This is a genomic window from Streptacidiphilus carbonis (assembly GCF_000787775.1).
Taxonomy (GTDB): Bacteria; Actinomycetota; Actinomycetes; order Streptomycetales; family Streptomycetaceae; genus Streptacidiphilus; species Streptacidiphilus carbonis.
Genome location: NZ_BBPM01000001.1, coordinates 302,063 through 316,831 on the forward strand (window position 1 = coordinate 302,063; position 14,769 = coordinate 316,831).

11 protein-coding genes are annotated in these 14,769 nt (G+C 71.0%); 6 read left to right on the forward strand and 5 right to left on the reverse strand.

The window, feature by feature from the left end:
* The coding region (locus TR46_RS01325) for a beta-galactosidase (RefSeq protein WP_042392253.1) at positions 1–2,042 on the reverse strand (2,042 nt) is incomplete at its 3' end.
* A gap of 293 nt (positions 2,043–2,335) precedes the next feature.
* Here TR46_RS01325 and TR46_RS01330 point away from each other — a divergent pair.
* The 4 genes from TR46_RS01330 (at position 2,336) to TR46_RS01345 (ending at position 6,672) form a co-directional block, all read left to right on the forward strand.
* Entirely contained in the window at positions 2,336–3,655 is a 1,320-nt protein-coding gene (locus TR46_RS01330; RefSeq protein WP_042392255.1) for an extracellular solute-binding protein, read from the forward strand.
* A gap of 116 nt (positions 3,656–3,771) precedes the next feature.
* Positions 3,772–4,698, forward strand: coding sequence for a carbohydrate ABC transporter permease (locus TR46_RS01335; protein ID WP_042392089.1), 927 nt, complete (start codon positions 3,772–3,774; stop codon positions 4,696–4,698).
* 2 nt (positions 4,699–4,700) lie between these two features.
* Complete coding sequence (locus TR46_RS01340; RefSeq protein ID WP_042392091.1) at positions 4,701–5,591, forward strand: carbohydrate ABC transporter permease; 891 nt, start codon at positions 4,701–4,703, stop codon at positions 5,589–5,591.
* A 52-nt stretch (positions 5,592–5,643) separates the two neighbouring features.
* On the forward strand, positions 5,644–6,672 hold the full coding sequence (locus tag TR46_RS01345) for a LacI family DNA-binding transcriptional regulator (RefSeq protein WP_042392093.1): 1,029 nt from the start codon (positions 5,644–5,646) through the stop codon (positions 6,670–6,672).
* 60 nt (positions 6,673–6,732) lie between these two features.
* Here TR46_RS01345 and TR46_RS01350 read toward each other — a convergent pair whose 3' ends face one another.
* The 4 genes from TR46_RS01350 to TR46_RS01365 all read right to left on the reverse strand — a co-directional run bounded on the left by TR46_RS01350 (position 6,733) and on the right by TR46_RS01365 (position 10,812).
* Complete coding sequence (locus tag TR46_RS01350; RefSeq protein ID WP_042392095.1) at positions 6,733–7,527, reverse strand: COG4705 family protein; 795 nt, start codon at positions 7,525–7,527, stop codon at positions 6,733–6,735.
* Between the two features lie 85 nt (positions 7,528–7,612).
* Positions 7,613–8,686 carry a bile acid:sodium symporter family protein gene (locus TR46_RS01355; protein ID WP_084717710.1) on the reverse strand — a complete coding sequence of 358 codons (1,074 nt, stop codon included), beginning with the start codon at positions 8,684–8,686 and terminating at the stop codon, positions 7,613–7,615.
* Positions 8,687–9,022: 336 nt separating this feature from the next.
* The gene (locus TR46_RS01360) at positions 9,023–10,156 is read right to left on the reverse strand and encodes a sensor histidine kinase (protein ID WP_042392098.1); all 1,134 of its coding nucleotides are present in this window, start codon (positions 10,154–10,156) and stop codon (positions 9,023–9,025) included.
* Positions 10,153–10,812 carry a response regulator transcription factor gene (locus TR46_RS01365; RefSeq protein ID WP_042392099.1) on the reverse strand — a complete coding sequence of 220 codons (660 nt, stop codon included), beginning with the start codon at positions 10,810–10,812 and terminating at the stop codon, positions 10,153–10,155. The genes TR46_RS01360 and TR46_RS01365 overlap by 4 nt, the downstream gene beginning before the upstream one ends.
* A 131-nt stretch (positions 10,813–10,943) precedes the next feature.
* On the opposite strand from TR46_RS01365, the gene TR46_RS01370 reads away from it, so the two are divergent.
* Entirely contained in the window at positions 10,944–12,224 is a 1,281-nt protein-coding gene (locus TR46_RS01370; protein ID WP_042392102.1) for an SLC13 family permease, read from the forward strand.
* Between the two features lie 198 nt (positions 12,225–12,422).
* Positions 12,423–14,657, forward strand: a complete 2,235-nt coding sequence (efeU, locus tag TR46_RS01375; protein WP_042392103.1) for an iron uptake transporter permease EfeU — start codon at positions 12,423–12,425, stop codon at positions 14,655–14,657.
* The last annotated feature ends 112 nt before the right edge of the window (positions 14,658–14,769 follow it).

The window sequence follows — 14,769 nt, forward strand, 5'->3', positions numbered from 1 at the left end:
ACGCGGACGGACCCGGGGGGCAGCGGGAGACAGCCCGAGGTCCGCTCACCGGTGAGCAGCTCGGTGCCCGCGCCGGGCAGCGGGACCTTGGCCTCGGCCGCCGTGTGGTTGATCGCGAACAGGTACTCCCCGTCCGCGCCGCTGCGGTGCACCACCTCGACGTCGTGCGGAAGTTCGCTGCGGTCCGGCAGCCGGGCGTCCTGGCCGGCCAGCGCCAGCACCGGGGCCAACTGCGCGGCGGAGAGCCGGGTGGAGACGTACCAGGCGTGGCCGGCGCCCAGGCTGTGCCGGGTGATCGCCGGAGCGCCCGCGGCCGGGCCGTCGGCGTAGCGCCACACCGTCTCGGCGCCGCGCGGCACCACGGTCTCGGTCCAGACGTCGCCGCTGAGCAGTTCCGCGCCCTCGCTGTGCAGGGCGACCGTCTGGCCCTCGCGCAGCGGAAGGAACTCCTCGACCGTCAGTCCGAGCACCTCGCGCAGCGCGCCGGGGTAGGGGCCGGGGTGCACCGTGTCGGTGCCGTCGACGATGCCGGAGAAGTAGGAGACCACCAGCACGCCGCCCTGCTCGACATAGCGCCGCAGGTTCTCGGCGGCGGCCGTCTCGGTCAGGTAGAGGGCGGGGACCACCACCAGCGGGTAGGCGCTCAGGTCGGCCTCGGGGTGGGCGAAGTCGACGGTGAGGTGCTGGTCGAAGAGGGCCTCGTACCAGCTGTCGGCGCGCTCCTCGGCGCTGTGGTCCTCGGTGGGACGCCACTCCAGGTCCTGGGCCCACCAGGAGTGCCAGTCCCACAGCACGGCGACGTCGGCGCGGACCCGGGTGCCCCGGATCTCCGCCAGCCGGCCCAGGTCGGAGCCCAGCTGGACCACCTCGCGCCAGATCCGGCTGTCCGTCCCGGCCTGCGGCAGCATGGTCGAGTGGTACTTCTCGGCGCCGTAGCGGGAGGCCCGCCACTGGAAGAACATCGCCCCCTCGGAGCCGCGGGCGACATGGGCCAGGCTGTTGCGGCCCAGCTCGCCGGGGCCCTTGGCGAGGTTGCGGGGCTGCCAGTTGACGGCTCCGGTGGAGTGCTCCAGCAGCAGCCAGGGCGCGCCGGAGGCGACCGAGCGGGTGATGTCGGCGGACATCGCCAGGTTGACATGGGTGCGTTCGGCCTCGGCGACCAGGTAGTGGTCGTTGGAGACCAGGTCCACCTCGCGGCCCCAGGCCCAGTAGTCGACATTGCGGCCCTGGCTCAGCGCCGTCATGAAGTTGGTGGTGACCGGGGTCTCCGGGGCGAGCCGGTGCAGGATGTCGCGCTCGGCGCTGAAGTTGGCGAGCATGGCGTCGCTGGTGAAGCGCTTGAAGTCGAGCTGGTGGCCCGGGTTCCCCGCGGTGGGGGTGGTCCGCGGCGGTTCGATCTGCGACCAGGAGGTGTAGCGCTGGCCCCAGAAGACGGTGCCCCAGGCCTCGTTCAGCGCCTCCAGGGTCTGGTAGCGCTCCCGCAGCCAGCGCCGGAAGTCCACGGCCGACTGCTCGCAGTAGCAGGCGGCGACCGGTGCGCCGTACTCGTTGAAGACGTGCCACAGCGCCAGCGCCGGATGGTCGGCGTAGCGCTCGGCCAGCGCGGTGGTGATGCCGGCGGCGGCCTGGCGGTAGGCGGGGGAGCTGTGGCAGATCGCGCCGCGGCCGCCGAAGGCCAGTCGCCGGCCGTCCTTGGTGACCGGCAGCGCGTCGGGGTTGCGCTCGTAGAACCAGGCCGGGGGCACCACCGTGGGGGTGGCCAGGTCCACCGCGATCCCGTTGTCGTGCAGCAGGTCCAGCAGCCGGTCCAGCCAGCCGAACTCGAAGACGCCGGGGGCGGGCTCCAGCAGGGCCCAGGAGAAGACGCCGACGCTCACGGCGTTCACACCGGCCTCCCGCATCAGGGCCATGTCCTCGGCCCAGACCTCCTCGGGCCACTGCTCGGGGTTGTAGTCACCGCCGAACGCGAGGCCGCGTCCCAGCAGTCTGGTGGGGCGCCGAGCGGAGGCCTGTGCGGGGAGTCGCGTGGGGATCGGGGGCATGACGGACTCCTGCGGAAGCGAGAGGGCTGGGAACGTGCACACGTTAGCTGAAGCACACCGCCCTTTGGCAAGTGGTGCGTCATGTTGGTTTTTGTTGATCACTCGACAGCTCTGAGCTGCTGATCGTCGAAAAGTCGGGATTTGCAAGCCCTTGGCAGATCCTTGGATAACCGGATTGCAACAACTCTTGACAAGTGTCGTGTTGGTTTCCGTACTGTGAACGCTCACAGTGACTGAAGACGACAGTCCGCATGGTGCGGACGTCCTCGTCCGTTGGAGAGCCCATGCTTTCGATGCACCGCCGCATCGCCATCGGCCTGACCGCCGCCGGTGTCGCCACCTCCCTCCTCGCCGGCTGCAGCAGCAGCGGCTCCACTTCCTCCGCGGGTGCGAGCGCCCAGGCCACGGCCTCTGGTCCGGTCAAGCTCACCTACTGGTCCTGGGCCCCGAACATGGACCAGGTCGTGGCGCTGTGGAACAAGTCCCACCCGAACATCCAGGTCACCGTGGAGAAGCAGGCGTCCGGCGACGACCTGCTCACCAAGGTCATCACGGCGGCCAAGGCCGGCGGTGCCCCCGACCTGGTCCAGGCCGAGTACCAGGCGCTGCCCACGCTGGTCTCCAACAACGTCCTCGCGGACATCTCCAAGCAGGACGGCTCCGCCTCCAGCAAGTTCGCGGCCGGCATCTGGAAGCAGGTGACCCTGGGCTCCAATGCGGTCTACGCGATCCCGCAGGACAGCGGCCCGCTGATGTTCTTCTACCGCAAGGACCTCTTCGCCAAGTACGGGCTGACCGTCCCCACCACCTGGGACCAGTTCGCGGCCGACGCGGCGAAGCTGCAGAAGGAGGACTCCACCAAGAAGCTGACCACCTTCTCCAGCAACGACGCCGGACTCTTCGCCGGCCTCGCCCAGCAGGCCGGCGCCTCCTGGTGGACCTCCAGCGGCGACACCTGGAAGGTGGCCATCAACGACGCGGCCACCCAGAAGGTCGCCGGCTTCTGGGGCAACCTGGTCAAGAACGGCAGCATCGACAACCAGCCCATGTACACCCCGGCCTGGAACAAGGCCCTCAACGACGGCACCCAGCTCGCCTGGGTCAGCGCGGTCTGGGCCCCCGGCGTGCTCAGCGGCAGCGCCCCCGCCACCAAGGGCAAGTGGGCCATGGCGGCGCTGCCGCAGTGGACCGCCGGCGCCAATGTGACCGGCAGCTGGGGCGGCTCCTCCACGGCTGTCACCAACAACTCCAAGCACCAGGACGCGGCGGCCCAGTTCGCGCTCTGGCTGAACACCGACCCGACGGCCGTTGCCGCGCTGGTCAAGGACGCCTCCGACTACCCGGCTGCGAGCGACGCCCAGTCCGGCGGCGCGCTGGCCACCGCGCCCGACTTCTTCAGCAACCAGCCCGACTTCTACACCACGGCCGCCAAGATCGCCGCGACCACGGCCCCCGCAGCCTGGGGACCCAACGTCAACGTCGCCTACAGCGCCTTCAAGGACGCCTTCGGCAAGGCCGCGCAGAACAAGAGCGACTTCGGGGCCGCGCTGAACACCATGGACCAGACCACCCTCGCGGACATGCAGAAGCAGGGCTTCAAGGTCGCCGGCTGACACCGGACACCGTCATCCGAACTTCCCCGCCCGGGCTGGTGCCTCCACCCGGGCGGGGGACACCCCCAGCTTCCGCCACCTCGTCCCCTCAACCCCCTGGAACGGAGCCGCGCCCCATGGCCACGGCAGCCCCACCCCCCAGGCGTCGCACGTTCCGACCGGCGCCGTTCGGATTCCTCGCACCGGCGATCGTGCTGTTCGCGCTGACCTTCGCCCTGCCCATCGGCTACGCGGGCTACCTCAGTTTCCGCAAGATCCACATCTCGGGGTTGGGGCTGGGTGCCGGCGCACGCAGCGAGGGCTGGGCCGGGCTGTCCAACTACACCTCGGCGCTCAGCGACTCCGAGCTGCTGAACGGCACCCTGCGGGTGCTGGTCTACGGCGGGATGCTGGTCCCGATCATGCTCGGCCTGGCCCTGCTCTTCGCCCTGCTGCTGGACGCCGACAAGGTACGGCTCCGCGCCTTCTCGCGGATCGCCATCTTCCTCCCCTACGCCATCCCCGGCGTGGTGGCCAGCCTGCTCTGGGGCTTCCTCTACCTGCCCGCCACCAGCCCGGGGTACTTCCTGCTCGGCAAACTCGGCATGAGCGGCCCGCAGCTGCTCTCCGGCAACGGCATGTACGTCGCGCTGGCCAACATCGCGGTCTGGGGCGGCACCGGCTTCAACATGGTGGTCATCTACACCTCGCTGCGGTCCATCCCCGCCGAGATCTACGAGGCCGCCCGGATCGACGGCGCGTCCGAGCTGCAGATCGCCCTGCGGATCAAGATCCCGATGGTGCTGCCCTCGCTCGTGCTCACCTTCTTCTTCTCGCTGATCGCCACCCTTCAGGTGTTCAGCGAGCCCACCACACTGAGGCCGCTGACCAACGGCATCTCCTCGACCTGGAGTCCGCTGATGAAGGTCTACCACGACGCCTTCACGCAGGGTGACATCTATTCCGCCTCGGCCACCTCGGTGGTCATCGCCGCGGTGACCCTGGCGATCTCCTTCGGATTCCTGAAGCTGGTCGGCAGCCGTGCCTATGGGGAGCAGCAGTGACGATGACTCAGGACGCCACCGGCGTCAGCGCCCCCGCGAGCGTTTCCGCGCTCCCCGCCCGGCTGCGCCGGATCGGCTGGGCTCCCACCGTCGGCCTGCTGGCCGGGGCGGTCTACTGCCTGATCCCGGTGGTGTGGGTGCTGATCGCCGCCACCAAGAGCACCGCGCAGCTGTTCTCCACCTTCACCCTGTTCCCCGGCAGCGGCCTGCTGTCCAACCTCCACGACCTCAGCGCCTACCGCAACGGTGAGTTCTGGACCTGGATGCTGAACTCGGCCTTCTACGCCGGGGTCGGCGCGCTGCTCTCCGCCGCGGTCTCCGGCATCAGCGGCTACGCCCTGGCCAAGTACCGCTTCGCCGGACGCAACGCGATCTTCAACACCCTGCTGGCGGGGGTGCTGATGCCGCCGGTGGTGCTGGCCATCCCGCAGTACCTGCTGATGGCCAAGGCCGGTCTCGCCGACAGCTACTGGTCGGTGCTGCTGCCCAGCATCCTCAGCCCGTACGGCATCTACCTGGCCAGGATCTACGCGGCCGGTTCCATCCCCGACTCGTTGCTGGAGGCGTCCCGGATCGACGGGGCGTCCGAGTGGCGCACCTTCCGCTCGGTCGCGCTGCCGATGATGGCGCCCGGGCTGGTCACCGTGTTCCTGTTCCAGTTCGTGGCGATCTGGAACAACTTCCTGCTGCCCTTCATCATGCTCGGCGACGACAGCAAGTTCCCGGTGACGGTGGGTCTGTTCACGCTGTTGAAGCAGGGCGCGCAGGCCCCGTCCGCCTACACCCTGGTGGTCACCGGCTCGCTGATATCGGTGCTGCCGCTGATCGTGCTGTTCCTGTCACTGCAGCGGTACTGGCGTCTCGACCTGCTCTCCGGGGCCGTAAAGTCCTGATCAGGTATCAGCAGCCGCACAGCAGCTACCCAAGGAAGAGCCCCTACCTCAGATGACCGATGCAACCCCGGCCCGCCGCCGGCCACCGACCATCCACGACGTCGCCCGTGAGGCGGGGATCTCCCGCGGCACCGTCTCCCGGGTGCTGCAGGGCGGCCACAATGTCAGCCCGGAGGCCTTGAAGGCGGTCAACGCCGCCATCAAGAAGACCGGGTACGTCGTCAACCGCCATGCCCGCAGCCTGGTCACCCAGCGCTCGGACTCGGTCGCCTTCCTGCTGACCGAGCCGCAGGCGCGCTTCTTCGAGGACCCCAACTTCAACCAGCTGCTGCGCGGTTGCACCACGGCCCTCGCCAAGCACGACATCCCGCTGCTGCTGATGATCGCCGGCACCGAGGAGGAGCGCCGCCGGATAGGGCGCTACATCACCTCGGGGCATGTGGACGGCGTGCTGCTGGTCTCCTCCCACTCCGGCAACCCGATGGTGGAGCTGCTGGACGAGGCCCGGATGCCGGTGGTCGCCTGCGGCAAACCGCTCGGTCACACCTCGACCACGCCCTATGTCGCGGCGGACGACCGCGAGGGGGCCAGGGCGATGGTGCGCTACCTGCTGGGCACCGGCCGCCGCAGGATCGCCACCATCACCGGCCCGCTGGACACCCCCGGCGGCGTCGACCGGCTCACCGGCTACCGGGAGACCCTGGCCGAGGCGGGCCTGGCGCAGGATCCGGCGCTGGTCGCCGAGGGCGACTACAGCCGGGCCGGCGGCGAGGCCGCGATGGCCGCGCTGCTGGCCTCCGCCCCCGACCTGGACGCCGTCTTCGTCGCCTCCGACCTGATGGCGGACGGCGCCCTCGGCGTCCTGGAACAGGCCGGCCGCCGGGTCCCCGAGGACGTCGCGGTCGGCGGCTTCGACGATTCGACCATCGCCGCCACCACCCGCCCCGCGCTCACGACGGTGCGTCAGCCCTGGGACCGGATCAGCGCGGAGATGGTCCGGGTGCTCCAGTCGCTGATCGCGGGCGAGCCCCCGGCGTCCGTCATCCTGCCCACCGAGCTGATCGTCCGCGCCTCCGCCTAGGCGGCGGGGGCGCGGACGGCGGGGGCACAGGCGAGGGCCCGGCCGGGGCCGGGGCGGGGCTCAGCCCTGCTCGGGCTCGGACACGTCCTTGCGGGAGACGGCCAGGTAGACGACGAAGCCCAGGATGACCAGGGCCCAGGCCAGGCTGACCGGGCCGGTGCCCCAGGCGAGGCCGCCGCGGGCGTGGGAGACGGCCATCCAGTCGGCGAAGGAGGCGCCGAGCGGGCGGGTGATGATGTAGGCGAACCAGAAGGCGGCGATGGGGTTCATCCCGAAGCGCCAGTGGGCCACCGCGGGGATCGCGATCAGGACCGCGAACAGTACACCGGAGGCCCAGTAGCCGAGGTGCAGGTTCACGGCGGTCAGGTCGCCCGCGGCCGTGCCCAGGGCGAAGGTGGTCAGCACGGTCGCCCAGTAGAAGAGTTCACGGCTGCGGGTGTGGATGCTGTGGATCGACAGCGTGCCCTCGACCTTGTACCAGGCGACCAGCACCACGGCCAGGACCACGCTGAAGAACGCGGTGGACACCGCGTAGGCGATGCCGAACTGGACGTGCAGCACATCGGCCGCCATGGTCCCGAAGACGCTCACCATCACCACCGCGGTCCAGTAGATCCAGGCGGTGTAGCGGACGGCGCGGAACTGCAGCAGCATTGCGGCGGCGAAGGCCACGAACCCCAGGCCCACGGCGATCACCGGGTCGATGTGCTGGGCCAGGAAGTCCGAGGTGGTCTCGCCCATCCCGGTGGTGAGGACCTTGGTGATCCAGAAGTACAGGGTGACTTCCGGAACCTTGCTCAGCGCGTGCCGCACGGGTGCTGCTGCGCGGTGCCGTGCGATCTGGCCTGTCGACATGGGGCGGCGACCGTTCTCCTACTGGACATGGGACCGCGCAAGCCTCGCACGAAGCACCTAACACCCGGATAACAGGCTCGACTTGTCAGCGCCCGGGCGCCCGGTCGATGACGCGGCCCACGGATCCGGCGAGGATCTTCTGCAGCAGGCTGTAGGCGAGGATCGGCAGCAGCACCGCCGGGTGGTCCGCTATCCGCGTCGCCGCCAGGACGGCGCTGGCGCTGCTGTTGTTCATCCCGGAGGCGTAGGTGAGCGCCACGGCCTCGCCGCGGTCGCAGCGCAGCCGCCCGGCGATGACCCAACCGCACAGGAACGACACCGAACACATCAGCGCCGTCGCCGCGACCACCAGCAGCAGGAAGTCCGGGTCCGGCCTGGTGATCACCTGCTGCAGCGCCCCGCAGGCGTTGGTGTAGCTGAGGGTGATCGCAACGGCCAGGTTGACCAGCCTGATGGCCGGGAGGGCGGGCGCCAGGCCGCGGCCGGTCCGGTCCGGTCGACCGGACCGGCCGGATTGACCGGACCGGCCGGATTGACCGGACCGGCCGAGCCGGGCGACCAGTCGGCCGGTCAGCAGGCCGAGCAGGCAGGGCAGGACGACCACCATGACCGCGAACAGGCTGCCGGCCGTTCTCGCCGCCGCGTGCAGGTCCGCGGCGTAGCCGCCGGTGGTGAGGAAGCCGCCCAGGTGCAGCCCCAAAGGGATGGTCAGCGGGCTGAGCAGGGTGGATCCCAGCACCAGGCCCAGGCTGAGGGTGGCGCTGCCCTCGTCGCCCTGGGAGAAGACGGTGGCGCCCGCCGCCACCGGCATCGCGCCGATCAGGGCGAGCCCGGCCAGCAGGCTCTGTGCCTCGCGCGGGTTGTGCCAGCCCTCGGCGCCCACCGAGGCCACCGCCAGCAGCACCGTGGGCAGCAGGGCGTTGATCGCCACCCCCAGGGCCAGCGGACCGGGGCGGCGCAACAGTGCGGGCAGTCGCTCCGCCCTGGCGGTCAGCCCGGCGTTGAACACCACCACGGCCAGCAGCCCCGCCTGCAGCGGGAGGCCGGTGGAGCCGATCCGTCCGAGCGAGACGGCGCGGACCGCCTCCCCGGGGCCGGGCAGGACGGCGGCCAGGACATACGCCCCGACCATGATCCATAGAAGATGTCTCTGCAGCATCGCGACAAGTTCACTGATTCCACTGCGATATGGCGACGTTTCAGCCACGGCGTTACCCCCGGTCAGTGATGCGGACCTGGTAGGACCGCATCACGTCGGCGGGGTCGATGTCACGCCGGACCGGCGGAGATCACCTGATCGTGTGGTTTAGGGGTAGCTTTGTCTACATGGCTGTAGACGCAGCCTGGACGCACACCCAGGAGAAGGCGCATGCGACACACCCAGCAGGCATGGTCCTGGCTGCACACCAGGGAGGGCGGCGAGGCGGTGCTCTTCATCGCCCAGGCCGTGGTCCTCTGGTTCTGGGCGGGCTGGCCCTCCTGACCCCGGGCGGTCTCACCCCGACGGCAGCACCACGCTGACGGTCAGTCCGCCCTCGGCGCGGGGGACGGCGGTGACGCTTCCGCCGTGGGCGAGGGCCACGGCGCGGACGATCGACAGACCGAGTCCCGCACCCTCCCGGTCGTCCCCCGGACCTGCGGCCCGGACCCGGGCGCCGCGCTGGAAGGGCTCGAAGAGCTGGTCCGAGCGTTCGAGCGGGAGCACCGGGCCGTCATTGACGACGGTCAGCCGGACCCTTCCGGGACCGCTCTCCGCGGTGGTGATCCGCAGCAGGCCGCCCTCGCTGCCGTACTTGACCGCATTGTCCAGCAGGTTCGCCACCGCGATGCCCAGCAGGGCGACGCTGCCGCGCAGCGGCGCCGGCCCGAAGTCGGCCTCCACCCGCATCCGCCGGTCCCGGCAGCGGGCGGCGACCCGGTCCATCTCCTCGGCGGCGATGTCGGCCAGGTCGTCCTCCTCCGGATCGGTGACCCGCTGCTCCGAGCGGGCCAGCGTGAGCAGGGCGTCGATCAGGTGCTGGGCCCGGACCGTGGCGTCGGCGACGTCATGGGCCATGCTGCGCCACTGCTCCTGGTCCGGCTCCGGTTTCGCCAGGGTCACCTCGACGGCGGCGCGGGTGAGCGCGAGCGGGGTGCGCAACTCATGGCTGGCGTCGGCGACGAAGCGGCGCTGGGCAGCGAAGGCCGCGTCCAGGCGTTCCAGCATCTGGTCGAAGGTGTCGCCGAGCTCCTTGAGCTCGTCCGACGGACCGGAGAGGTTGAGCCGCTCGTGCAGGGTGGTGCCGCTGGCGCGGCGGGCGGCGGCGGTGATGTCGGCGATCGGCCGCAGCAGCCGGCCGGCCACCCACCAGCCCACCAGCGCGGAGACCGCGACCACCAGGACCAGCAGCACCAGCGCGACCTGGAGCAGATGTGACGCGGCGGCGTCGCGGATCTGGTCGCTCAGGCCGATGAAATGGTCGTGGTCGGGGTCGAGGCTGCCGGGGATCTGGTCGTCCGGCAGCGGTTGGAAGATGAAGTGGTAGAACGCCGTGGTCAGGGCCAGCACCAGGGCGCTGCCGCCGAGGGTGAACAGCGCGGCGTAGGTGAGCGTGAGCCGGGCCCTGATGGTGAGCGGCGGCCGCCTCATGTGCTGACCCGGTAGCCGGCGCCGACCACGGTCTCCACCAGCTCGGGGGCCCCGAGCTTGCGGCGCAGCCGGTTGACGGTGACCCGGACGGTGTTGGTGAAGGGGTCGGCGTGCTCGTCCCAGGCGCGCTCCAGCAGCTGCTCCTGGCTGAGGACGGCGCCGTCGGCGGCCAGCAGCAGTTGCAGCACGGCGAACTCCTTGGCGGTGAGCGCGACCGGTCGGCCGCCCCGGTGGACCGTCCGGCGCAGTGTGTCCATGGTCACGTCGGCGCAGCTGAGCACGGCGGAGTGGGAGCGGCCGCGGCGGGCCAGGGCCTGGACCCGCAGGGTCAGCTCGGCGAAGGAGAACGGCTTGCCCAGGTAGTCGTCGGCGCCCAGGGCCAGGCCGTCGACCCGGTCGTCCGTCCCGGACAGCGCGGTGAGCATCAGCACCATCGGCGCGTCGGGGCGGCCGGTCAGTTCGCGGCAGACCTGGTCGCCGCTGATACCGGGCAGGTCGCGGTCCAGCACCAGGACGTCGTAGCCGCTGGTGAGATCGATCTTGGCGAGGGCCTGGCCGCCGTCGTGGCAGACGTCGACCGCCATGCCCTGGTCGCGCAGCCCTTCGGCGATCCGTTCTGCCAGCCGCGCCTCGTCCTCCACCAGCAGTATCCGCATGGCGTCATTCTCCATGGGCCGGACGACGGCGCGGTGACCGGCTGCGGTGGGGCCAGGTGTGACCGGAGTGGCGCGGGGCAGGAACCGGTAGTCTTCATACCGCCCGTACGCCCCTTTGATGTGGAGAAGTCCTGAACAGCGCAGTGGCCGAAGGGCTCTCCGTGGCACTGCTGTCGGGCGTGCTGGTGTTCGCGGTGCTGCGGCCCAAGGGCTGGCCCGAGGCCGCCGCCGCCGTGCCTGCCGCCGCCCTGGTGGTGCTGCTGGGAGCGGTGAGCCCGGAGCAGGCCTGGGCGCAGACCGGACTGCTGCTCCCGGTGGTGGGATTCCTGGCGGCGGTGCTGGTGCTGGCGCGTCTCTGCGCGGACGACGGGCTGTTCGCGGCGGCGGGGGAACTGGTGGCCCGGGCCTGCCGGGGGCGTCCGGTCCGACTGCTGGGCGGGGTGTTCGCGGTGGCCTCGGTCACCACGGCGGTGCTCAGCCTGGACGCCACGGTGGTACTGCTGACGCCGGTCGTCTTCGCCGCCGCGGCCCGGGCCGGAGCCAGGCCGCGTCCGCATGTGTACGCCGCCGCGCATCTGGCCAACAGCGCGTCGCTGCTGCTGCCGGTCTCCAACCTGACCAATCTGCTGGCCTTCACCGCTGCCGGGATCTCCTTCGTCCGGTTCGGTGTGGTGATGGCCCCGGCCTGGCTGCTGGTCATCGGGATCGAGTACCTGGTGTTCCGCCGTTTCTTCCGGTCGGATCTGGGCGAACCCGTCGACGGGCCGGAGGCGCCGCCGCCCCCGGCCGGGACGGCCACCCCCGTCCCGCTGTTCACTCTGCTCGTGCTCGCCCTCACCCTGGCCGGCTTCGCCGTGGTCTCGCTGGCGGGCGCCAACCCGGCCTGGGCGGCGCTCGGCGGCGTGCTCGTGCTGGGCGTGCGCACTGTGGCCCGGGCGCGCCATCGGCGCCGCGCCACCACGGTCGCACTGCTGCGCGCGACCGATCCGCTGTTCTGCGTCTTCGTACTGGCGCTCGGGATCGTGGTCGAGGCGGTCATGGCCAACGGGCTGCAGTCGGCGGCCGGAGGGCTGCTGCCGCACTCCTCCGACCTGCCCGCGCTGCTGGCGATCGCGGCCGTGGCGGCGGTGCTGGCGAATGCGATCAACAACCTGCCGGCGATCCTGGCGCTGCTGCCGGTGCTCTCCGCCGGCGGTCCCGGTCCGGTGCTGGCCGCGTTGATCGGGGTCAACCTGGGTCCCAACCTCACCTATGCCGGCTCGCTGGCCACCCTGCTCTGGCGCAGGCTACTGCGCGACCACGGCACCGACGCCGAGTTGGGCCTGTTCACCCGCCTCGGGCTGTGGACGGTCCCGGCCACCCTGGTCGCGGCCACCACCGCGTTGTGGGCGATGCTGCGGGCGACGGGCTGAGTGGCACGGACCCGGCCGGCCGAGTGGACGACCGACCGGCTGAGCCGCTGAGTCGCCGAGCGGCTGAACCGCTGAGTTGCTGAGTCGCCGAGCGGCTGAGCGGGCTGAGCACAAGGAGAAGACACCCCGGTCTGGATGCGTGGACCCGGCTTTAGTAAGGTATGCCTAAGCTAAGCACGCCGAGCAGAAGGATCACCCATGTGGGACGACGCATTCCCGAGTTTTCTCATCGGGCTCAGAGAGGGCCTGGAGGCCGGTCTGGTCGTTTCCATCCTTGTCGCCACACTGGTCAGAAGTGACCAGAAGTCACGGCTGCCGCAGGTGTGGACCGGTGTCCTGGCGGCCATCGCGCTCTCGTTGAGTTTTGGAGCGGTGCTCACCTTCACCGCGCACAGTCTCTCCGCCACCGCCCAGGAGGCGTTCGGCGGGACGTTGAGCATTATCGCGGTCGCGTTCGTCACCGGCATGGTCTTCTGGATGCGGCGCAACGCCCGCAACCTCTCCAGCGAGTTGAAGCAGAAGGTCGGCGCCGCGCTGGCGGTCGGGTCGGGCGTACTGGTCGCCACCAGCTTCCTCGCGGTGGGCCGCGAGGGGCTGGAGACGGCGCTGTTCATCTGGACCACCGCGCAGACGGCGGGGGAGTCCACCGGGCCGCTGATCGGCGCGGCCGTCGGTCTGGTGCTCTCGACGGTGCTCTGCTGGGCGCTGTACCGGCGGGTGCTGAAGATCAATCTGACCCGGTTCTTCACCTGGACCGGCGCGGGCCTGATCGTCATCGCGGCCGGCGTGCTCGGCTACGGCTTGCGGGACCTCCAGGAGGGCGGCGTCCTCCCCGGCATCCACAGCTTCGCCGTCGACCTCGGCGGCAGCATCGACGCCAACTCCTGGTACGCCACCCTGGTCCAGGGCGTGTTCAATCTGACGACCCAGATGACCTGGCTGCAGGTCGTCGCCTATGTCGCCTACCTGGCCGTGGTGATGGGGCTGTTCCTGCGCGGTGTCCGCGCACCGCAGGCCGCGGCCGCGGCACCGGCTGCTGCCGCGGTGGGGGCCGAGCCGGCGCCGGCCGAGGTCGCGTCGGCGGGGACGACCTCCGTCGCGGAGTCGGCGCCGGCTACAGCGCCCCCGACGGCGAGCGAGCCCGAGCCCGCACCTGAGTCCGCGTCGGCATCGGAGCCTGCGCCGGACCCCGGGCCCGAAGCCGCGCCGGCGCCCAAGACTGCAGCCGAGCCCGAGCCCGCGCAGGAGCCCGCCGTCGGGGGAGGCGGCAAGCGGCCCCGTCCGCGCTGGCTGGTCCCGGTCGCCGTGGTCGCCGTCCCGGCGGTCGTCGCCGGGGCGGTGATCGCTGCGGGCAACGGCAAGCCCGCCGTCGCGGCGACCGTCACCGTGTCACCCACCGCCTGCGGCAAGGGGTTCACCGCACCGCAGCCGGGCCAGCAGACCTTCCAGATGCGCAACACCGGCAAGGACACCTCCGAGGTGTACCTGATCGACCCCAGCAGCAACGCCGTCTTCGGCGAGATCGAGGGTTTGGCGCCGGGCACCACCCGGGCCCTCACCGCCACCATCGGCAGCGGCACCTACGCCTGGCGCTGCGTCCCCACCGGCGGCACGGCGGTCACCTCGGCCAGTGTCACCGTCACCGGCGGAACCTCGGTGCAGGCCGTGCTGCCGCTCGCCGAGGCCGACCTGGAAGCGCCGCTGGCCGCCTACAAGGCCTATGTGAACGCCGGTCTGGCCACCCTGGTCACCGAGGCCGACAAGCTGCAGGCCGACCTCAAGGGCGGCAACCTCGCCGCCGCCAAGGCGGACTGGCTCACCGCGCACCTCCAGTACTCCTCGCTCGGTGCCGCGTACGGCACCTTCTCCGACTTCGACAAGAAGATCAACGGCCGGGCCGACGGCCTGACCGACGGGGTCCACGACAAGGACTTCACCGGCTTCCACCGGCTGGAGTACGGGCTGTGGCACGGTGAGTCCGCGCAGAGCCTCAGCACCGCGGCCGACCAGCTCTCGACCGACGTCGCCGGGCTGCGCAAGGCCTTCCCCACCCAGGACTTCGACCCCACCGACCTGCCGCTGCGCACCCACGAGATCCTGGAGAACACCCTCCAGTTCGAGCTGACCGGCGACACCGACGAGGGCAGCGGCACCAACCTGGCCACGGCCCAGGCCAATCTGGCCGGCACGAGGGAACTGCTCTCGGTGCTGCGCCCGCTGATCACCAAGCGCAGCCCCACCCTGCTGGCCACCGTCGACTCCGACGTCGCCCGGCTGTCCGCACTGCTGGACGCCCAGCACCAGGGCACCGTCTGGACCCCCGTCGACCAGCTCGAACCGACCACCCGCGCCTCGATCAACGGCGCCACCGGCCAGCTGCTGGAAGACCTCTCGCCCATCCCCGACCTGCTCGAGATCCGGAAGTCCGCCTGATGACCGACCAGAACCAGTCCCCGACGGGAAGCTGCCCCTTCGGCTTCGGCGGCGGCACCACCCGCCGCACCGTGGTCAAGACGGCGCTCGGCGCGGGCGCGGCGGGTGCCGC